Annotated in this window: 17 protein-coding genes and 1 pseudogene; 4 read left to right on the forward strand and 14 right to left on the reverse strand. The window is 58.4% G+C overall.

All coding sequences use genetic code 11. The annotated features are described in order from the left end of the window. Window positions 1–215 precede the first annotated feature (215 nt). From treC to treR, 3 genes are all read right to left on the reverse strand, one after another. Entirely contained in the window at window positions 216–1,859 is a 1,644-nt protein-coding gene (gene treC / locus P346_RS02110) for an alpha,alpha-phosphotrehalase (protein WP_032662479.1), read from the reverse strand. A gap of 51 nt (window positions 1,860–1,910) precedes the next feature. After that, window positions 1,911–3,329 (reverse strand): PTS trehalose transporter subunit IIBC, encoded by a 1,419-nt coding sequence (gene treB / locus P346_RS02105; RefSeq protein WP_023310193.1) that lies wholly within the window; start codon window positions 3,327–3,329, stop codon window positions 1,911–1,913. 129 nt (window positions 3,330–3,458) lie between these two features. Further along, window positions 3,459–4,406: a trehalose operon repressor TreR gene (gene treR, locus P346_RS02100; protein ID WP_032662480.1), complete on the reverse strand. Its 948-nt coding sequence runs from the start codon at window positions 4,404–4,406 to the stop codon at window positions 3,459–3,461. A 387-nt stretch (window positions 4,407–4,793) separates the two neighbouring features. Between treR and mgtA the strand changes: the two genes are divergently transcribed. Then, on the forward strand, window positions 4,794–7,502 hold the full coding sequence (gene mgtA / locus P346_RS02095; protein ID WP_032662482.1) for a magnesium-translocating P-type ATPase: 2,709 nt from the start codon (window positions 4,794–4,796) through the stop codon (window positions 7,500–7,502). A 202-nt stretch (window positions 7,503–7,704) separates the two neighbouring features. After that, on the forward strand, window positions 7,705–10,089 hold the full coding sequence (locus tag P346_RS02090) for a beta-N-acetylhexosaminidase (protein ID WP_032662484.1): 2,385 nt from the start codon (window positions 7,705–7,707) through the stop codon (window positions 10,087–10,089). A gap of 50 nt (window positions 10,090–10,139) precedes the next feature. Here P346_RS02090 and ridA read toward each other — a convergent pair whose 3' ends face one another. From ridA to P346_RS22795, 4 genes are all read right to left on the reverse strand, one after another. Then, complete coding sequence (gene ridA, locus P346_RS02085; RefSeq protein ID WP_008501391.1) at window positions 10,140–10,526, reverse strand: 2-iminobutanoate/2-iminopropanoate deaminase; 387 nt, start codon at window positions 10,524–10,526, stop codon at window positions 10,140–10,142. 73 nt (window positions 10,527–10,599) lie between these two features. After that, a complete protein-coding gene (gene pyrI, locus P346_RS02080) occupies window positions 10,600–11,061 on the reverse strand; it encodes an aspartate carbamoyltransferase regulatory subunit (protein ID WP_023310197.1) in 462 nt (153 codons plus the stop codon). Between the two features lie 12 nt (window positions 11,062–11,073). Next, a complete protein-coding gene (pyrB, locus tag P346_RS02075) occupies window positions 11,074–12,006 on the reverse strand; it encodes an aspartate carbamoyltransferase (protein ID WP_023310198.1) in 933 nt (310 codons plus the stop codon). A gap of 34 nt (window positions 12,007–12,040) precedes the next feature. Beyond that, a complete protein-coding gene (locus P346_RS22795) occupies window positions 12,041–12,145 on the reverse strand; it encodes a pyrBI operon leader peptide (protein ID WP_022646880.1) in 105 nt (34 codons plus the stop codon). On the opposite strand from P346_RS22795, the pseudogene P346_RS23355 reads away from it, so the two are divergent. Next, window positions 12,125–12,242: pseudogene (locus P346_RS23355) on the forward strand (hypothetical protein). The gene P346_RS22795 and the pseudogene P346_RS23355 overlap by 21 nt on opposite strands. Window positions 12,243–12,245: 3 nt before the next feature. Here the strand turns inward: P346_RS23355 and P346_RS02070 are convergent. The 5 genes from P346_RS02070 to arcA all read right to left on the reverse strand — a co-directional run bounded on the left by P346_RS02070 (window position 12,246) and on the right by arcA (window position 17,517). After that, entirely contained in the window at window positions 12,246–12,725 is a 480-nt protein-coding gene (locus P346_RS02070) for an arginine repressor (RefSeq protein ID WP_023334317.1), read from the reverse strand. Window positions 12,726–12,800: 75 nt separating this feature from the next. Beyond that, window positions 12,801–14,204, reverse strand: coding sequence for a YfcC family protein (locus P346_RS02065; RefSeq protein WP_032662486.1), 1,404 nt, complete (start codon window positions 14,202–14,204; stop codon window positions 12,801–12,803). A 47-nt stretch (window positions 14,205–14,251) separates the two neighbouring features. Next, window positions 14,252–15,256 (reverse strand): ornithine carbamoyltransferase, encoded by a 1,005-nt coding sequence (gene argF / locus P346_RS02060; RefSeq protein ID WP_023310201.1) that lies wholly within the window; start codon window positions 15,254–15,256, stop codon window positions 14,252–14,254. 118 nt (window positions 15,257–15,374) lie between these two features. Beyond that, complete coding sequence (gene arcC / locus P346_RS02055) at window positions 15,375–16,286, reverse strand: carbamate kinase (RefSeq protein ID WP_023334319.1); 912 nt, start codon at window positions 16,284–16,286, stop codon at window positions 15,375–15,377. A 10-nt stretch (window positions 16,287–16,296) separates the two neighbouring features. Beyond that, the gene (gene arcA / locus P346_RS02050) at window positions 16,297–17,517 is read right to left on the reverse strand and encodes an arginine deiminase (protein ID WP_032662487.1); all 1,221 of its coding nucleotides are present in this window, start codon (window positions 17,515–17,517) and stop codon (window positions 16,297–16,299) included. 675 nt (window positions 17,518–18,192) lie between these two features. Between arcA and P346_RS02045 the strand changes: the two genes are divergently transcribed. Then, the gene (locus tag P346_RS02045; RefSeq protein WP_032662488.1) at window positions 18,193–18,645 is read left to right on the forward strand and encodes a YhcH/YjgK/YiaL family protein; all 453 of its coding nucleotides are present in this window, start codon (window positions 18,193–18,195) and stop codon (window positions 18,643–18,645) included. Between the two features lie 180 nt (window positions 18,646–18,825). Here P346_RS02045 and P346_RS02040 read toward each other — a convergent pair whose 3' ends face one another. Together P346_RS02040 and P346_RS02035 are read right to left on the reverse strand one after the other, a co-directional pair. Then, window positions 18,826–19,278: a DUF3828 domain-containing protein gene (locus P346_RS02040; RefSeq protein WP_032662490.1), complete on the reverse strand. Its 453-nt coding sequence runs from the start codon at window positions 19,276–19,278 to the stop codon at window positions 18,826–18,828. A 1-nt stretch (window position 19,279) separates the two neighbouring features. Next, a complete protein-coding gene (locus tag P346_RS02035; RefSeq protein WP_032662491.1) occupies window positions 19,280–19,642 on the reverse strand; it encodes a hypothetical protein in 363 nt (120 codons plus the stop codon). Between the last annotated feature and the right edge of the window lie 45 nt (window positions 19,643–19,687).

Raw genomic sequence — 19,687 nt, forward strand, 5'->3', positions numbered from 1 at the left:
TACAAGATGTTGGGTCGGCGTGCATTTTAAGTGCTACATATAGTGATTTGCATCAAACATGTTTGCGATTTATTTGATGCAGAACAAAGTAAAAAGACGAGAGTACAAACGGCGGGCGCTTCAGCGATTGTAAAGGCGTGCGAGAAAAATCTGATTAATTATTCAACAAAAACAGTAAAATAAGCCGGGTGCTGGGCGGCACCCGGCAGGGAACGTTACTGCTGCAACCACCAGACGGCTTCAAACGGACGCAGCGACGTCGTTTGCGGTGTCGGATAGTTACTCATCAGGACCTGCGGCTGACCGCTGAGAGCGTCTGTCTGCCATTCCTGAGGCGTAGGACTCAGGTTTGCCGCCACTATCAGCGTCTGCCCCTGCCACTGACGACGGTAGCACCAAAGAGAAGGATGCTCCGGCAGGAGATCCTCATAATCCCCCCACGTCAGCACCGGCAGGGTTTTACGCAGGCTAATCAGCGACCGGTAGGTGTAGAACACCGAATCCGGGTCGTCGAGCGCCGCGCGGGCGTTCACCGTCTCGTAGTTATCGCAGACGCCAATCCACGGCTCGCCCTCTGTAAAGCCCGCATGGTGCGACGCGTCCCACTGCATTGGGGTTCGCCCGTTATCGCGGGACTTACTCGCCAGAATCGCCAGCAATTCCTCGGGCTCGCGGCCGTTGGCGCGCAGTTCGGCGAACATGTTCAGGCTCTCCACGTCGCGATAGTCGGTAATGCGGCTGAAGTGCGGGTTGGTCATCCCCAGCTCTTCGCCCTGGTAGATATACGGCGTGCCCTGCATGCCGTGCAGCACCATGCCGAGCATCTTCGCGGCCTGTACGCGGTATTCTCCTTCGTCACCAAAGCGCGACACGATGCGCGGCTGATCGTGGTTACACCAGAACAGCGCGTTCCAGGCCCTGTTGTGCATCCCCTGCTGCCAGTGGCGGAAGAGGGTTTTTAGCGCCACGAAGTCCGGCTTCGCCTTCGTCCACTTTTCGCCGCCGGGGTAGTCCACCTTCAGATGATGGAAGTTAAAGGTCATCGACAGCTCGCTTCCGTCGAGCGACGCGTACTGCTGGCAGTTCTCCAGCGAGGTCGAGGACATCTCGCCCACCGTCATCAGGTTGCGCGGGGTGAAGACGTCGCGGCTCATCTCCTGCAAATATTCGTGAACGCGCGGCCCGTCGGTGTAGAAGCGGCGGCCGTCGCCGATATTGTCGTCCGGGAAATCCTGATCTTTTGAAATCAGATTAATCACGTCCAGACGCAGGCCGTCCACGCCGCGATCGGCCCAGAACTCGCACACCTTTTTCAGCTCGGCGCGCACCGCCGGGTTTTCCCAGTTGAGATCCGCCTGCTCCGGGGCGAACAGGTGCAGATAGTACTGCTCGCTCTCGGCGTGCCAGCGCCAGGCGTTGCCGCCAAACTTGGAGCGCCAGTTGTTGGGCAGCTGCTCCGGCGTGCCGTCGCGCCAGATGTAGAACTGGCGGTACGGGCTGGCTTTGTTCAGCGACTCGCGGAACCAGGCGTGCTGCGTGGAGGTGTGGTTAAACACCATATCCAGCACGATGCGGATGCCGCGCTCGTGCGCCCGGGCAACCAGCTCGTCGAAATCATCCAGCGTGCCGTAAGCCGGGTCGATGGCGGTGTAATTCGCGACGTCGTAGCCGTTATCCACCTGCGGGGAGATATAAAACGGCGTCAGCCAGATGGCGTCGATGCCGAGGGTTTTCAGGTAGTCCAGACGCTGCGTCACGCCGCGCAGATCGCCGGTGCCGCTGCCGGTGGTGTCCTGGAAACTCTTTGGGTAAATCTGATAGATGACGCCGTTCTGCCACCATTGAGGGAGAGTATTCATAGTGCGTTCCTGCAAATGCGAAGGGGCGCAACTGCGCCCCGAAAGAGAGAATTAAACAATCTGCAGCGAGCCCTGACGGAACTTGCGCTGGTAAACCACGGTGGTGAGCGCCATTGGGACGATTATCGCGATGGCCATCGCCAGCGCAAACACCTGCCAGTAAGCGGGCTGGATGGAGAGGATGCCCGGCAGGCCGCCGACGCCAATCCCGTTCGCCATCACGCCGTTCAGACCGCACACCAGGCCCGCCAGACCGGAACCGATCATCGCGCAGAGCATCGGGAAGCGGTATTTCAGGTTGATACCGTACATCGCCGGTTCGGTGACGCCGAGGTAGGCAGAGATGGCCGCCGGAACGGAGATCTCACGCTCGTTGTGCTTGCGGCTGACGATGATGATGCCGGTGACCGCCGACGCCTGCGCAATGTTAGACAGAGCGATAATCGGCCAGACCGGCGTGCCGCCGAGGCTTTGAATCATCTGCATGTCGATAGCCAGCGTGGTCTGGTGCACGCCGGTGATCACCAGCGGGGCGTACAGGAAGCCAAATAGCGCGGCCCCAATCGGCGCGAAGCTGCCGGTCATCAGGTGACGGACCGCGAAGGCCACGCCGTCGCCGATCATGCGGCCAAACGGACCGATAAAGGCGTGCGCCAGGAACACCGCCAGGATCAGCGAGCAGACCGGCACCACCACCAGATAGAGGTAATCCGGCACGATGCGTTTCAGGCGCGTTTCAATAAAGCCCAGTGCCAGACCGGCCAGTAATGCCGGAATAACCTGCGCCTGATAGCCCACTTTAGCGATGGTAAACAGGCCGAAGTTCCACACCTCAGGCACCTGCTGACCAAGTAAGTAAGCGTTCATTAACTGTGGAGAGACCAGCGTGACGCCCAGCACGATACCGAGAATCGGGGTGCCGCCCATTTTGCGCACCGCGGACCAGCAAATCCCTACCGGCAGATAGAAGAAGATGGCTTCGCCAATCAGCCACAGAAAATCGTAAACGGTTTTCAGCGCCGGATACATCTGCGCCAGGGTTTTGCCGTCGCTCATTGGCACATCGCCGATGACGTTACGGAAGCCTAAGATTAAGCCCCCGCTGATCAGCGCGGGCAGCAGCGGGAAGAAAATTTCCGCGAAGTGGGAAATCAGCTGCTCGTGCCACTTCATGTTCTGGCGCGCGGCCTTCTTCGCCTGCTCTTTATCGGCGGAGGAGTGCCCGGTTGTCGCCAGCAGAGCCTGATAGTAATCGCCCACTTCGGTACCAATAACGACCTGGAACTGCCCGGCGTTGGTGAAGCAGCCTTTAACCATGGAAAGTTCTTCAATGGCCTTCGGGTTGGCTTTGGCCGGATCGTTCAGCACGAAGCGCAGGCGGGTGATGCAATGGCTGACGGTGGCGATGTTCTCGCGGCCGCCGACCAGGACAATCAACTGATCAATATCTGCTTGTTTAACTTTACTCATCATGAAACCTCATGACAGATGGTGAGGGGGTGTAATGACCTGAGCGCAAGCCTACTCCTTCAGCGTGACGGCGAAAATGGGAACGTTCCCGAAATCGGGCGAAGATCACAATAATCTGTTTTAGAGGGGTTACGAAAGGTGAGCGGGAATGACGATCTGACGCGGGTCAGCGCGCCCGTTGATCTGCTCGATCAGCTGCGCGGCGGCCTGTCTGCCGGACTCGGCGTAGCCCGGATCGACGGTGATGATCTCCGGGTGCAGGAACTTCATCAGCGGCGTGCTGCCGACGCTCGCCACCTGCAGGTTATCGATGCGCTGCTCCTGCAGATATTTGCTCGCACCCAGCGCCAGGGTATCCGTGGCGCACACCAGCGCCGTGGTCTGCGGCGTCAGGACGCTGGCGACCTGCTCGTAGCCCTGCTTCATGCCCAGCCCCGGCAGGGAGGCCACGGCGGAGAGGTTGTGCTTTTTGCAAAAGCCCAGGTAGGCCTCATGACGGCGCTTGCCGGTGGTGACGTCCGCGTGCGGGACGCCGAGGAAGCTGATGTGGCGATGGCCTTCGTCAAACAGGCGCTGCATCAGGGTGATAATCGCGCCCTCGTCGTCGTAGCAGACGGAGGCAAAACCGTGGGCATCGCGCGCCAGCAGAACCAGCGAAGGCTGCCAGGGTTTCAGCATCTCGTCCTTAATGCCGGTAAAACCGAACAGCACCACGCCATCAATGTTGCGCCGCTGGAGCATACCCAGATGCTCTTCAACCAGCTGCACAGAGAACTGGCTCTCCATCATGATCGGATCATACCCCTGCTCGTAGAAGGCGGGCAGCATGGTCTGCACGGCGAGATTTTCAGACAGAGAGTCCAGACGCGAGACAATAATGGCGACGACTTTGTCACTCTGCCCGCGCATGGCGCGCGCCGAGCGGGAAGGGGAAAAACCGTGCTGATTCATGACCGCCTCAACGCGCTCGCGGGTGCGTTCGCTGACGCCGCTTTCGTTGTTCAGCACGCGTGAGACGGTCGATTTCCCCACGCCGCTTAAACGCGCGATGTCTTTAATCGTAAGGCGGTTCTGCATGCTGTATTCCCTGTAACAACGACGATGTAGTGAATTGAGCCTAATGCTATAGCGCGATTTCGCTATGGGCAAAGTCTGGTTTACGTTCGGTTTATTTGCAGGGGGGTATAATACCGCCCGAATCGTCATAAAGGGTATGCCTAAATCCCTGTACTGCGCGGCGACACCCTGTTTTTTACTTACCGGAGGCTTCATGGATCCCGATCCCACACCTCTCCTGAACGGGAGAATGCGTTCTTTCCGGTAAGCCAGCTTTTGCTGTCTCACCGGCGTGAGGCAGCAACGTCTTAAACGTTCCTGCTTGAAAAATTAAGTGCCTCTCAGGTACGGCCTTGCCACGCCTGAAGGAATTGCTGCGTCCGCATTCGCGGATGCGGAGGAATGACTATGTTTAAAAATATCACCCGGCAGCTGCAGGTCCTGCTGAGCCGCCACCTGCCACACCGTCTTGTTCAGCGCGACCCGCTGCCAAACGCCAAAAACATGGCGGGGGCGGCGATCCCCGCATCCCTGACCGAACGCTGCCTGAACGTGGCGGCGATGGATGAAAACGAAGTCTGGCGCGCGTTCGGCGGACACCCGGAAGGGCTAAACGCGGCCGAAGTGGAAAAAATCCGCGCCGTGCACGGCGATAACCAGATCCCGGCGCAAAAGCCGTCTCCGTGGTGGGTGCACCTGTGGCTCTGCTACCGCAACCCTTTCAACCTGTTGCTGACCGTGCTCGGCCTTATCTCTTACGCGACGGAAGATCTGTTTGCCGCAGGGGTGATCGCTCTGATGGTGGGTATCTCCACGCTGCTGAACTTTATTCAGGAGGCCCGCTCCACCAAAGCGGCGGACGCCCTGAAGGCGATGGTCAGCAACACCGCGACCGTCTCGCGCGTGATTAACGATCTCGGCGAAAACGCCTGGGTGGAGCTGCCTATCGACCAGCTGGTGCCGGGCGATCTGGTGAAGCTGGCTGCGGGGGACATGATCCCGGCGGATTTACGCATCATCCAGGCGCGCGATCTGTTCGTCGCCCAGGCTTCCCTGACCGGGGAATCCCTGCCCGTTGAAAAGGTGGCGCGCAGCCGCGACCCGCAGCAGATGAACCCGCTCGAGTGCGATACCCTATGCTTTATGGGCACCACGGTGGTCAGCGGCACCGCGCAGGCGATTGTCACCGCCACCGGGGGCAACACCTGGTTTGGACAGCTTGCCGGGCGCGTCAGCGAGCAGGAGAGCGAGCCGAACGCCTTCCAGAAAGGGATTGGCCGCGTCAGCATGCTGCTGATCCGCTTTATGATGGTGATGACGCCGATCGTGCTGCTGATCAACGGCTACACCAAAGGCGACTGGTGGGAAGCGGCGCTGTTCGCGCTCTCCGTAGCCGTAGGCCTGACGCCGGAAATGCTGCCGATGATCGTCACCTCCACGCTGGCGCGCGGGGCGGTGAAGCTCTCTAAACAGAAAGTGATCGTCAAACACCTCGACGCCATCCAGAACTTTGGCGCGATGGACATCCTCTGCACCGATAAAACCGGCACCCTGACGCAGGACAAAATCGTGCTGGAGAACCACACCGATATCTCCGGCAAAACCAGCGAGCGCGTCCTGCACAGCGCGTGGCTGAACAGCCATTACCAGACCGGGCTGAAAAACCTGCTCGACGTCGCGGTGCTGGAAGGGGTGGATGAAGAGTCCGCCCGCACGCTCTCCGGCCGCTGGCAGAAGGTGGATGAGATCCCGTTCGACTTTGAGCGCCGCCGCATGTCGGTGGTGGTGAGCGAGCAGACGGACGTGCACCAGCTGATCTGCAAAGGCGCGCTGCAGGAGATCCTCAACGTGTCGACGCAGGTTCGCTATAACGGCGACATCGTGCCGCTGGACGACACCATGCTGCGCCGCATCAGGCGCGTCACCGACAACCTGAACCGTCAGGGGCTGCGCGTGGTGGCGGTCGCGAGCAAGTTCCTGCCCGCGCGCGAGGGTGACTATCAGCGTATCGACGAATCCGATCTGATCCTCGAGGGTTACATCGCCTTCCTCGATCCGCCGAAAGAGACCACCGCCCCGGCGCTGAAGGCGCTGAAGGCGAGCGGTATTACCGTCAAAATTCTCACCGGTGACAGCGAGCTGGTGGCGGCTAAAGTGTGCCATGAAGTGGGGCTGGACGCGGGCGACGTGGTGGTGGGGAGCGACATTGAGCACCTCTCTGACGACGAACTGGCGAAGCTTGCTCAGCGTACCACGCTGTTTGCCCGCCTGACGCCGATGCACAAAGAGCGCATCGTCACCCTGCTTAAGCGCGAAGGGCACGTGGTGGGCTTTATGGGCGACGGCATCAACGACGCGCCCGCGCTGCGTGCGGCGGATATCGGTATCTCCGTGGACGGCGCGGTGGATATCGCCCGCGAAGCGGCGGATATTATCCTGCTGGAAAAGAGCCTGATGGTGCTGGAGGAGGGCGTCATCGAAGGTCGCCGCACCTTCGCCAATATGCTCAAGTACATCAAAATGACCGCCAGCTCCAACTTCGGTAACGTCTTCAGCGTGCTGGTTGCGAGCGCGTTTCTGCCATTCCTGCCGATGCTGCCGCTGCATCTGCTGATCCAGAACCTGATGTACGACGTGTCTCAGGTGGCGATCCCGTTTGATAACGTAGACGACGAGCAGATCCAAAAGCCGCAGCACTGGAACCCGGCGGATCTGGGGCGCTTTATGCTGTTCTTTGGGCCGATCAGCTCCATCTTTGACATCCTGACCTTCTGCCTGATGTGGTTTGTGTTCCATGCCAACACCCCGGAACACCAGACGCTGTTCCAGTCCGGCTGGTTCGTGGTAGGCCTGCTGTCGCAGACCCTGATTGTGCATATGATCCGTACCCGCCGCATTCCGTTCATCCAGAGCCGCGCCGCGTGGCCGCTGATTGTGATGACGGGGATTGTGATGGCGCTCGGTATCGCGCTGCCGTTCTCCCCGCTGGCAGGCTACCTGCAGCTGCAGGCGCTGCCGCTGAGCTACTTCCCGTGGCTGGTGGCTATCCTCGCGGGCTACATGGTGCTGACGCAGATGGTGAAAGGATTCTATGCGCGTCGGTACGGGTGGCAGTAAGTTATGTTTGCCGGGTGGTGGCTTCGCCTTACCCGGCCTACTCCCGAAACGTAGGCCCGGTAAGCGCAGCGCCACCGGGCAATAGCTTTCCTCCCAAATTCAACAACCTGTGATCTCCGTCGGCGCATTCGCTTGACGACAAATTGAGCGCATGTTAACAGAATGTTTTGCCTTTATTTGGCCCGTCAGATAAGGAACATTCATGTTACGGTACAGTCTCTTAACCGCCGGGCTGATGCTCGGCGCCTCAGCCTTTGCCGCCCCGGCAGGTGATCTCCCTTTGATGCCCTGGCCTGCCAAGGTTGAACGCCCGACGACCCAGGGCGCGCTGGTGCTCAGCAACAACGTATCCATTAGCGTCAGCGGGGACGATCTCGGTGACGCCGTCAACCGCCTGCGCCAGCGCATGGCCCTGCAAACCGGCTGGACGCTGCAGCAGCAGGCTGAAAAGCCAGACAAACCGACCATCCGCATCGCGGTTGCCAAAAAGGTCAAGCCGCAGCCGCTGCCGGACAGCGATGAAAGCTACAGGCTCACGGTGGACGCCAGCGGCGTCGATATCTCCGCCAACACCCGCTTCGGCGCGCTGCGCGCCATGGAAACGCTGCTCCAGCTGATGCAGAACGGGGCGGAAAACACCTCGCTGCCGTGGGTCACCATTGAAGATTCGCCGCGCTTCCCGTGGCGCGGGCTGCTGCTCGACTCTGCGCGCCACTTTATTCCGCTGCCGGATATCAAGCGCCAGATCGACGGCATGGCCGCGGCGAAGCTCAACGTCCTGCACTGGCACCTGACCGACGATCAGGGCTGGCGCTTCAGCTCGAAGCGCTACCCTAAGCTGACGCAGCTTGCCAGCGACGGGCTGTTCTACACGCCGGAACAGATGCGCGAGGTGGTGCGTTACGCCGCCGAACGCGGTATCCGCGTGGTGCCGGAGATCGACATGCCGGGCCACGCCTCGGCGATTGCCGTAGCCTATCCGGAGCTGATGAGCGCCCCGGGGCCGTACGCCATGGAGCGCCACTGGGGCGTGCTGAAGCCGGTGTTAGATCCCACCAAAGAGGCAACCTACGCATTTGCTGACGCGATGGTCAGCGAACTGGCGGCGATCTTCCCCGATCCGTATCTGCATATCGGCGGCGATGAGGTCGACGACAGCCAGTGGAAAGCGAACGCCGCGATCCAGAATTTCATGCGCGACAACAGGCTGGCGGACAGCCACGCGCTGCAGGCGTATTTCAACCGCAGGCTGGAAACGATCCTTGAGAAGCATCACCGGCAGATGGTCGGCTGGGACGAGATCTACCATCCCGACCTGCCGAAAAGCATTCTGATCCAGTCCTGGCAGGGGCAGGACGCGCTGGGGCAGGTGGCGCAGAACGGCTACAAGGGCATTCTCTCCACCGGTTTCTATCTCGACCAGCCCCAGTCCACCGCCTATCACTACCGCAACGAAATTGTCCCGCAGGGGCTGAACGGCGTGGATGTGATTGCTGACACCGACAGCGTCCAGAGCTGGGCCTTTTCCATGCCGCGCCTGAAGGGCAAGCCGGTGGAGGGGAGCTTCACGCTGGTGAAAGGGGACGCAGGCTGGCGCGGGTTTATTGATTTTGCCGGGAAATCCCGCCGCGCGGTGCAGGATATTGAATGGCGCGATGACAGCCAGGTGACCTTCACCGTCGATACGTGGATGGGCGAGACGCGCCCGGTGGTCTCCGTCGATAACGACAAGCTCACCGGCTATTTCCTGGTGGGGAATACGCGTTACCCAATCAGCGGCGCGCGTCTGGACGCGGTGCCGAAAGGCATTCCGCCCGTCGTGCCAGACGTGGCGAATCAGGCCAACCTGCTCGGCGGGGAAGCCGCGCTGTGGGCGGAAAACGTGGTGGCGCCGGTGCTGGATATCCGCCTGTGGCCGCGCACCTTCGCGGTGGCGGAGAGGCTGTGGTCCGCGCAGGACGTCAACGACATCGATAACATGTACACCCGCCTGCAGGCGATGGACAGCTGGTCGACGGTGTCGGTCGGGCTGCAGCAGCATACCCAGCAGCAGGTGCAGTTCACGCGCCTTGCCGGTAATGCCGACACGCTGCCGCTGCAGATCCTCGCTCAGGCGGTAGAGCCCGCGCAGTATTACACCCGCCAGCACCTGAAGTTCCAGGCGGGAAATTATCATCAGTTCGAACCGCTCAACCGCTTCGCCGATGCGCTGAACGCCGAAAGCGCCACCGTGCGCCAGATGAGAAAATGGGCGGACCGCCTGGTGAGCGATGCGGAAGACGCGGAAAGCGCCGACGCGCTGCGCCACGTCTTTAACCGCTGGCAGAGCAACACCAGCGACGCGCTGGCGTTAAGCGAAAACAGCTATCAGCTGAAGGCGATGAAGCCGGTGATCCAGGAGGTGGATAAGCTGGCCTCCATTGGCCTGAGGCTGACGGATCTGGTGGCGCGCCAGGGCACGCTGGATGATAAAGAGATAGCCTCTATTCAGAGCGAGCTGGATAACGCGGCGAAGGTTCAGGACGAGGTGGTGATTGCGGCGGTCTATCCGCTGGAGACGCTGCTCAGGGCGACGAGGAATCAGTAGCAAGCAACAAAAAAGGCAGCCCGGGCTGCCTTTTTTATCGCCAAAGCGAATTAGCGACGTACGGCAATCGCTTCGATTTCAATTTTCACGTCTTTTGGCAGACGGGCCACTTCCACGCAGGAGCGCGCCGGGAAGGTGGCGTTGTGCTCGGTGAAGAACGCTTCGTAAGTGGCGTTAACGGTCGCGAAATCGTTCAGATCTTTCACGAAAACGGTGGTTTTCACGATATCGCCTACTTTCAGTCCGGCAGATTCAACGATAGCCTGCACGTTTTCCAGCGACTGACGCGCCTGTGCCGCGACGTCTTCCGGCACCGCGCCGGTTTTTGGGTTCACCGGGATCTGCCCGGAAGTGATGATCATGCTACCCAGATCAACGCCCTGAACGTAAGGACCGATAGCCGCTGGTGCATTTTCCGTCGCGAGTACTTTGCTCATGTTTTCTCCAGAATTACAGCGTTAAGAATGTTCCCGGCCATTATAACAGCCGGGATTTCATTACCAACCTCAATTAGTTGGCCAGCACCACATAATGAGAAAACTCTTTTTCGCAGTATTTGCATTTGAGCGCGATGTCATCGGCGCGTTTTTTCACTGCAAAGCTGGAAGAAACCGGCTCAGCGTGACTGATGCAGTTGCTGTTCGGGCAGACCAACACGCTTTCGATACGATCCGGCAGGCTCGGGCGGGATTTGCCGACCACTTCATACTCGTCGATGCGGTTGACGGTGGCGTCCGGCGCGTACAGCGACAGCTGGTTGACCTGCTCGTCGGTCAGGAAGGTGTTCTCGATTTTAATCAGGTCTTTGCGGCCCATCTCGCCCGACGGCAGGTTCAGGCCGATGGTGATGCGCTGGTCGGTTTCGGTCAGTTTGAACAGCGTCAGCAGCTTAAAGCCCACCTGCGCAGGGATGTGGTCAATCACGGTGCCGCGCTTGATGGCTTCAACCTGGAGTTTGTTATCGTGTGTCATGGTCGTTTCCCCTTACAGTGCCAATTCGCGATTCAGAACCAGTGCCAGTAACGCCTGGCGGGCGAAGATGCCGTTTCCGGCCTGCTGGAAGTACCAGGCGTGCGGCGTTTTGTCCACGTCTGTGGTGATCTCATCGATGCGCGGCAGCGGATGCAGCACCTTCATATTGTCGCGCGCGCCCTCGAGGTCGCTGGCGCGCAGCACGAACTGTGCCTTCACGTTGGCGTATTCGGACGGATCCAGACGCTCTTTCTGCACGCGGGTCATGTAGAGAATATCCACGTGGCTCATCACCTCTTCGATGCTGGCGTGCAGGCTCCACTGAATGCCTTTCTCATCCAGCATGTCGAGAATGTACTGCGGCATCGCCAGCGCGTCAGGCGCGATGAAGAAGAAGCGGTTGCCGTTAAATTTCGCCAGCGCCTGGGTCAGGGAGTGGACGGTGCGGCCATACTTCAGGTCGCCGACCATGGCGATATTCAGGTTCTCGAGCTTGCCCTGCGTCTCCTGAATGGTGAACAGATCCAGCAGGGTCTGCGTCGGGTGCTGGTTGGCACCGTCACCGGCGTTCAGCACCGGAATGCCGCCGGAAAATTCGGTCGCCAGACGCGCCGCGCCCTCCTGCGGATGACGCATCACAATCGCGTCGACGTAGGTGCTGATCACTGAAATGGTATCCGCCAGGGTCTCGCCTTTTTTACCCAGCGACGTGTTGCTGCTGTCCGAGAAGCCCACCACGCTCGCGCCCAGGCGGTGCATGGAGGTTTCAAAGGAGAGGCGTGTGCGGGTCGAGGCTTCGAAGAAGCAGCTCGCAATCACCTTGTGCTTCAGCAGCTCCGGTTGCGGATTGGCCTTCAGTTTTGCCGCGGTTTCCAGAACCAGTTCCAGCTCTTCGCGGCTGAGGTCGTTTATGGAAATGATGTGTTTTTGATAAAGCGGATTCATGTTTATCTCCTGACGCCGGGCAAAAAAAAGCCCCTCAAATGAGGGGCTCTGGGAATAGGTTTAGCAACGGGAAGAAAAACGGCAGGCCAGCGTCTGATTTCAGACGCGGTAAGACGTTATGTCGTACACGCTTGACCATGCTTCCTCCCGGCAAATTGTCGGGCATTATACGCAGCTCGCTTTTCGGATCAAGCGATTTAATGCACACTTTACTCAATGCAAACGGTTCTTTATGAATATTAATGCGTTCTGAGTAAATAATTAATTTGCTTATGCACCAGTGCGGTGCGCTTCACGACCCGGGGCGCGACCCAGACGATACTGCTGCCAGCCACCACGCCTAAAATTTCCGGGAGCTGGTGATAATCCAGAATACGCGCTACCGCGCGGCCATATCCGGCGACGGTATGAACAAGGATAAACTCGCTATTGTGCTCGACGCTGACCACCATTTCGGACACGGTACGCGCGGCATCGGGGGCAGGGCGCAGCTGGGGATTCAGCGAATAAATCTTTAGCCCTTTGGCATTTCGAATTTTTATGACGCCGAGCAATTTAAGCAGACGTGAAACGGTGGACTGGCTGATGGTCTCAAAACCACGCTCCTGCAAATCCCGGCGTATCTCCTCCTGAGAGAGATAGCTCTTTTCTGCGATCAGGCGCTGGCAGACCGTCAGCTGAAGCTGTTCTTTTGGAGAGTAATCACCATATTCCGTCATAACTATTTCCCATGTAAGTGGCTGAAACAAAACGCCCGGTGGCGCTACGCTTACCGGGCCTACAACTTCAAAACATCACAACATCGCCCCCAGACTTAACGCCACCATAATCACCACCGTTAAAATGCCCAGCAGCGGCGCCACCCATTTCAGATAGCGCACGTAGGGCACGCGGGCTATAGCCAGCCCGCCCATCACGACGGCAGAAGTGGGCGTGACGAGGTTAACGATACCGGAGGCCGACTGGTAAGCCGTCACCACCAGGTCGCGGTTGACGTTAGCGAAATCGGCAAGCGGCGCCATGATCGGCATCGTCAGAACGGCCAGGCCGGACGAAGAAGGCACAAGAAACGACAGCACGACCTCCAGCCAGTACATCACGTTGATGAACGCCACCGTCGACAACCCGCTGACCAGCCCTTCCGCGCTGTGCAAAATGGTGTGGGTAATCATGCCCTTATCCATGATCACTACAATACCGCGCGCGATGCCGATAATCAGCGCGACGCCCAGCAAATCTCGCGCGCCGTTGATAAACGTCGACGTCAGCTCCTCTTCGCTCATGCGGGCAATCAGGCCGACGATGATCGCGCTGGCGAGAAACACCGCTGAGATCTCTGCCATCCACCAGCCCAGCACCGCCACGCCGTAGATCATCACCGCGAAGGCGAGGGCGAAAATCACCAGGATGATTTTGCGCACCGGGGTGAATTCCAGCGACTGTTCGCCCTTGTCGCCGAGGAAATGGGCGCGGTTCTCTTCCTGTTTATCCGCAACGATCGATAGCGACGGATCCTGGCGCACCTTACGGGCGTAGCGCATCACCCACGCCACGCAGATGACCCAGCCGATGACCAGCAGCGCCACGCGCAGGACGATGCCGTTGGTGAAGGGGATCCCGGCAGCGTTGGCGGCGATCACCGTGGCAAACGGGTTGATGGTGGAGCCGAGCGTGCCGATCCCCGCCCCGAGCAGCACGGTGGACGCGGCGACAACCGGATCGAACCGGGCGGCCAGCATCACCGGCACCAGCAGGGTGTAGAACGGCAGAGACTCTTCGGCCATGCCGTAAATGGTGCCGCCCGCGGCAAACAGCGCCATCAGGATCGGGATCATCCACTCCTCGCGCCCGCGCAGTCGCGTAGTGACGCGTTCGATCCCCGCATCAATCGCCCCGGTTTTGGTGACGATCCCGAGAAAACCGCCGATGATCAGGATAAATAGCGCGACGTCGATCGCCCCGGCCTGGCCGGAGACCGGATCGTACAGCCCGGCGATGGGCGCCATCAGGACGGAAACCAGCCCCTGCGGATGTGCCGCCACGTGCGCGTACGTTCCGGCAATCGGGACTTCTTTACCGAGGGTTTCGTTCATCGCCATCTGGTACTGACCGGCGGGGACGACCCAGCTCAGCGCCGCCACAACGGCAATCAGGAAAAAGAGAATGGTGTAAGCGGAGGGAAACTTAAACTTGCCCATGATGTTCTCCTTAAACCCGGCGCACCCCGCGGCGCGCCGGGCGGTGATTAGTCGCCGAGTGTCGCCACCATGACCGCTTTAATGGTGTGCATGCGGTTCTCTGCTTCGTCGAAGACGATGGAGTTCGGTGATTCGAAGACCTCTTCCGTCACCTCCAGCCCCTTCAGGCCGTACGCCATCTCGATCTCGCGGCCCACTTTGGTGTGTTCGTTGTGGAACGCCGGCAGGCAGTGCATAAACTTGACGTTCGGGTTGCCTGTGGCCTTCATCACGTCCGCGTTGATTTGATACGGCTTCATCAGGCTGACGCGCTCGGCCCAGGCTTCCTTCGGCTCGCCCATGGAGACCCACACGTCGGTGTAGAGGAAATCGGTCCCCCGCACGCCTTCTTCCACGTCGTCGGTGAGGGTGATGCGCGCGCCCGTCTCTTTCGCGATGGCGCGGCACTGCTCAACCAGCCCGGCTTCCGGCCAGAAGGATTTCGGCGCGACGAGGCGGATATCCATCCCCATCTTGGCCGCGCCGACCATCAGCGAGTTGCCCATGTTGTTGCGCGCGTCGCCGAGATAGGCAAAGCTCAGCTCCGGCAGGGTTTTGCCCGGCGCGTGCTCCAGCATGGTCATCAGGTCGGCGAGGATCTGCGTTGGGTGAAACTCGTCGGTCAGGCCGTTCCACACCGGCACGCCCGCGTACTCGCCCAGCTCCTCAACGATGGCCTGGCCGTAGCCGCGGTATTCGATGCCGTCATACATGCGGCCCAGCACGCGGGCGGTGTCTTTCATCGATTCTTTATGGCCGATCTGCGATCCGCTTGGGCCGAGATAGGTCACCTGCGCACCCTGGTCGAACGCGCCCACTTCGAATGCGCAGCGGGTGCGGGTGGAGGTTTTTTCAAAGATCAGGGCGATGTTTTTCCCGACCAGGGTTTGCTTTTCACGTCCGGCTTTTTTGGCGGCCTTCAGCTCGATGGCGAGGTCGATCAGGTACTGGATCTCCGCCGGGGTGTAGTCCAGCAGTTTCAGGAAGTTGCGGTTTTTCAGGTTGATGGTCATGGGTAAATCCTTTTTAAAATTTGCTGTTTGATGCCCTCACCCCGGCCCTCTCCCACGGGGAGAGGGTGTAATCGTCCCCTCTCCCTTAGGGAGAGGGTTGGGGTGAGGGGAAAACGACTCAGTTGCGAATCAACGTGCCTTTCTCGCCCGCCAGGATCTCCGCGCCGTCGGCCAGCGCGCCGATCCCGGCAATGCCGTTGCAGGCTTCAACAAACTCGCGGCAGGCGGCCACTTTCGGGCCCATCGATCCGGCGTCGAACTGCATGCCTCTGAGCAGCTCCGGCGTCACCTGCGCCAGCGGGCGCTGGGTCGGCTTGCCCCAGTCGAGGTACACCGCGTCGGCATCGGTCAGGATCAGCAGGGCGTCGGCCTCGATCTGGCGCGCCAGCAGGGCGGCGGAGAGGTCTTTGTCGATCACCGCCTCAATGCCGCGATAGCCGTTGGCGTTCTCCACCACCGGCACGCCGCCACCGCCGTTGCAGATCACCAGATGGTCACGCTGGATCAGCGCCGTGATGGCGTCGCTCTCGACGATGCGTTTCGGCTGCGGTGACGGCACCACGCGGCGGACGTAGCTGCCGTCGGCCTTGAACACCCAGCCTTTTTCCGCGGCCAGCATTTTTGCCTGGGCTTCGCTGTACACCGGGCCGATGTATTTGGTCGGGTTGCTGAAGGCCGGGTCGGCAGCGTCCACTTCCACCTGCGTGAGCAGGACGCTCACCTCGCGCTGCGGCAGATTGTTTTTCAGCGCCTGCTGGAGCATGTAGCCGATCATTCCCTGGCTTTCGGCGCCGAGAACGTCCAGCGGGTAGGGCGTGACTTTGTCGTAGGCGCTGTTCTGCAGCGCCAGCAGCCCGACCTGCGGTCCGTTGCCGTGCACCAGCACCACGCGCCACTGTTCCGTCAGCCCGGCGATGGTGCGGGCGGCCTGCTCGATGTTCTGGCGCTGGATTTCGGCTTCCAGCGGCTCGCCGCGCTTGAGCAGCGCGTTGCCGCCCAGGGCCACAACCAGAGTGGGTTTTCGTTCCATGATGGCTCCTTTAAATTCCGTCACGTTCCAGCGGGCAGCTCATGCAGCGCGCGCCGCCGCGGCCGCGTCCGAGCTCGTCGCCAGGAATGGGCAGCACGGTGATGCCCGCTTTGTCGTACTTCTCGTTGGTCCAGACGTTGCGCTCGTAGCCAATCACCACGCCCGGGCGAATGGTCAGCACGTTGTTGGCGTCGTTCCACTGCTCGCGTTCGGCTTCAAAGGCGTCGCCGCCGGTGGTGATCAGGCGCACCTGGTTAATGCCGAGGGCTTTCTCGATGGCGTGCAGCAGGTCGGTTTCCTGGGTGCGCAGCAGGCCGCCGCGTCCGTCCGGGGTAAGCGTCCAGCACTGGGCGTCCTTGCGCACCACTTCCGGGTAGACGGAGAAGGTGTCCACGTCGATGTGGGTCATCACGGTGTCGAGGTGCATGCAGGAGCGGTGTTTTGGCAGCTCAACGGCGATCACGCGCTCGGCCTGACGGTGTTTGAACAGGCTGTTGGCAAGGAACTCCACGCCCTGCGGCGTCGTGCGCTCAGACATGCCGATCAGTACCGCCCCGCGGCCAACCACCAGTACGTCGCCGCCTTCTAGCGTGGCGTGGTCGTAATTAATATTCTCGTCGCCGAAATACTTAATAAAATCGCCGTCGGCAAACGCCGGGTGCCAGCGATATATGGCCCGCAGGTTATTGGTTTCACGCTGACGGGCCGGTTTCGCCATTGGGTTAATAGAGACGCCGTTATAAATCCAGCACGAGGTATCGCGGGTAAATAAATGGTTCGGCAGCGGCTTCATAATAAAATCATTCGCCGTGTGGGTATCCACTACCATATTTTTAATGGCCGCCGGAATTTCGCCGTAGGTTAATCCGCCGCTCAGCCTGCGCGCCAGTTCGCGGTGCGGCATATCCGCCAGCCAGCCGCGCACGTCGCCGGCAAAGGTGGGGCCGAGGCGATAGTCGGAGATTTGGGTATCCAGCAGCCAGGCTTTCGCTTCTGCAATATCAAGGGATTGCGTCAGAAGGTCGGTCAACAGCAGGACTTCCACACCCTGCTCGCGCAGCGTGTTGGCGAAGATGTCATGCTCCTCACCCGCCCGCTCAACCGAGAGCACGTCATCGAAAAGCAGCTCCTGACAGTTTGATGGCGTTAAACGTTTCAGACTTAAATTTGGGCGGTGCAGCATAACGCTACGCAATTGACCAATTTCAGAACCGACGTAATGCTTTTCCATAATTATTCCTTTAACTGTTTTTCAGAATAAAAAGGGCATGCGCCATGTGATGTATTTAATTTCATGGCGGCTAAGCTCAATTGATTTCGTGATTCATACTAGGCGGTTAAATAATCCGTATTGTGATATTGCTCACGCGAAACCGGATATTAAGGGGTTTGTTTTCATTTGCATGATTCGCATCAGATAATGATTAATTTCATATTATTGAGGGGTGAATAGCTAAGCAGGATTCGGTGGCATTATTTGAGATTGTTATTATTTTGTAGATTTTAATCTTTTGAAATATATCGTTATGTGGCTGATTTTAAATCATAATTATTATAATCAAGAATGGCTATGCAATTAACATAATTAACTATTTTTGACTTAAGGAAAATCAATAAATAATTATGGCTTTTTAGAGCAAATTATCAAAACAGTAAAGTGTGAGACGGCAACGAGTTTTGTTAATAAGAGAGCATAATCAAGAGGTTAGAACAGCCGTCCGACAAGCGCTGATCGAGGTTATGCATAACCCCTGCATAATTGCCTGGACAGGATTAACAGTGAATTAACACCTTTCCCGATAAACATGCGCTCGCGCAAACCTCTTCGAAAAAGGGCTGGTATGGCAGTCTTAACTCTCGTATAAAAGATAAAAATGAAACGTTGTTTTACGTTGAGGGATTTCACATGATTATCGGCAACATCCACCATCTGCAGCACTGGCTGCCTGACGCGCTGCGCCAGGCGATTGAGCACGTTAAAGCCCACGTCACTGACGCCACGCCGCTCGGGAAACACGACATCAACGGCAGCAGCCTGTTCTATCTGGTCTCGGAAGATATGACCCAGCCGTTCGCCGAGCGCCGCGCCGAGTACCACGCGCGCTATCTGGATATCCAGATCGTGATGAAGGGGCAGGAGGGGATGACCTTCAGCACCCTGCCACACGGCACGCCGGACACCGACTGGCTGGCGGACAAAGACATCGCGTTCCTGCCGGAAGGCGAGCAGGAGAAAACCGTGGTGCTGAGCGAAGGGGATTTTGTGGTGTTCTGGCCGGGTGAAGTGCACAAGCCGCTGTGCGCGGTGGGGACGCCTGCGAAGGTGCGCAAGGTTGTTGTGAAGATGCTGATTAGCTAATCGGGTTTACTCCCTCTCCCTGTGGGAGAGGGCCGTATCGGTGCTTAATTTGCCCGGTGGCGCTGCGCTTACCGGGCCTACGATTATTGATATCGTTGCACAAAGTAGGCCGGGTAAGCGCAGCGCCACCCGACAAGAAAGGCGCACTGAACCACTAGAGTGATAAGAACTTTGTTTGGCTCATTTAGAGATAGCCAGATTTCTTGAAAAATCCGCATTAGAAACTGACTGTACCTTCCATAAGTTGTTTTCTTTAACCATGCAATCTATAACTACGTGGTCCTGCTTTTTACCAAATGCAATGTATACGTTGACGCAAACTGGATCGGTATCCCCGGCTATGGCTGTAACATTCTGGGGCCAGTCATCGCCAACGTATTGCGCTTTTAAGAACATATCAGCCTCGTAAAACTCTTCGTCTGCATAGCGAGGATCCTGCGCGTGCCGAAGTTTTTTCATTGTTGATGCTGTTACATATTTATCTATTTCGTTTCCATCAGTAATGGGAAATGCATCTTTGTTGATTTGATTAACGTACCAGCTGTTAAATTTTACAGCACGCTCAATCGGGTCAGAGTGGCCAGCCATTACAGAGAAAGAAAATATGAAGAGAAGTAGTAAGATATTTTTCATATCAGTAGTGCCTGTAAAGGGTGATTTTTGGCTGTATCTTCCGATATGTCTGGCCGGGATAACGGCTGTTCTGTTTAAAATCTGAATACCAGGTACCCGCTCCGTCGTAGATGCATGCATGCCCGTTCTGATGTGCACCTGGTAATGCGTCAATTACTGCAACATCACCCTCAATGGGTGTGCCGTACACCTTGCTGAATCCTGCCTTCTCAAGAGAGCGCCAGAAGTTTTTTGCATCAGCACCATCAAATTTCAATCCTCCGGCGCGAATAGCTGCCGCAACGGCGCGGGCGCAGTAACCCGTGCTGTTATGATGTGCGTGGCTACGGGCATATGACACAGCTTCATGCTTATTCCATGACATAAAATAATCCTTATTAACGAAACGTAGTAATAAGGAAACATTACA

The organism is Enterobacter sp. DC1 (assembly GCF_000568075.1).
Lineage (GTDB): Bacteria > Pseudomonadota > Gammaproteobacteria > Enterobacterales > Enterobacteriaceae > Enterobacter > Enterobacter asburiae.

Excerpts from the sequence above, each read along its gene's own strand:
- mgtA (WP_032662482.1), top strand. The coding sequence starts at position 4,794 with ATGTTTAAAAATATCACCCGGCAGCTGCAGGTCCTGCTGAGCCGCCAC.
- treC (WP_032662479.1), bottom strand. The coding sequence starts at position 1,859 with ATGAATACTCTCCCTCAATGGTGGCAGAACGGCGTCATCTATCAGATT.
- treR (WP_032662480.1), bottom strand. The coding sequence starts at position 4,406 with ATGCAGAACCGCCTTACGATTAAAGACATCGCGCGTTTAAGCGGCGTG.
- pyrI (WP_023310197.1), bottom strand. The coding sequence starts at position 11,061 with ATGACACACGATAACAAACTCCAGGTTGAAGCCATCAAGCGCGGCACC.
- ridA (WP_008501391.1), bottom strand. The coding sequence starts at position 10,526 with ATGAGCAAAGTACTCGCGACGGAAAATGCACCAGCGGCTATCGGTCCT.
- P346_RS02045 (WP_032662488.1), top strand. The coding sequence starts at position 18,193 with ATGATTATCGGCAACATCCACCATCTGCAGCACTGGCTGCCTGACGCG.
- arcA (WP_032662487.1), bottom strand. The coding sequence starts at position 17,517 with ATGGAAAAGCATTACGTCGGTTCTGAAATTGGTCAATTGCGTAGCGTT.
- treB (WP_023310193.1), bottom strand. The coding sequence starts at position 3,329 with ATGAGTAAAGTTAAACAAGCAGATATTGATCAGTTGATTGTCCTGGTC.
- P346_RS02040 (WP_032662490.1), bottom strand. The coding sequence starts at position 19,278 with ATGAAAAATATCTTACTACTTCTCTTCATATTTTCTTTCTCTGTAATG.
- P346_RS02070 (WP_023334317.1), bottom strand. The coding sequence starts at position 12,725 with ATGACGGAATATGGTGATTACTCTCCAAAAGAACAGCTTCAGCTGACG.
- pyrB (WP_023310198.1), bottom strand. The coding sequence starts at position 12,006 with ATGAATCCGCTTTATCAAAAACACATCATTTCCATAAACGACCTCAGC.
- P346_RS22795 (WP_022646880.1), bottom strand. The coding sequence starts at position 12,145 with ATGGTCAAGCGTGTACGACATAACGTCTTACCGCGTCTGAAATCAGAC.
- P346_RS02090 (WP_032662484.1), top strand. The coding sequence starts at position 7,705 with ATGTTACGGTACAGTCTCTTAACCGCCGGGCTGATGCTCGGCGCCTCA.
- P346_RS02035 (WP_032662491.1), bottom strand. The coding sequence starts at position 19,642 with ATGTCATGGAATAAGCATGAAGCTGTGTCATATGCCCGTAGCCACGCA.
- arcC (WP_023334319.1), bottom strand. The coding sequence starts at position 16,286 with ATGGAACGAAAACCCACTCTGGTTGTGGCCCTGGGCGGCAACGCGCTG.
- P346_RS02065 (WP_032662486.1), bottom strand. The coding sequence starts at position 14,204 with ATGGGCAAGTTTAAGTTTCCCTCCGCTTACACCATTCTCTTTTTCCTG.
- argF (WP_023310201.1), bottom strand. The coding sequence starts at position 15,256 with ATGACCATCAACCTGAAAAACCGCAACTTCCTGAAACTGCTGGACTAC.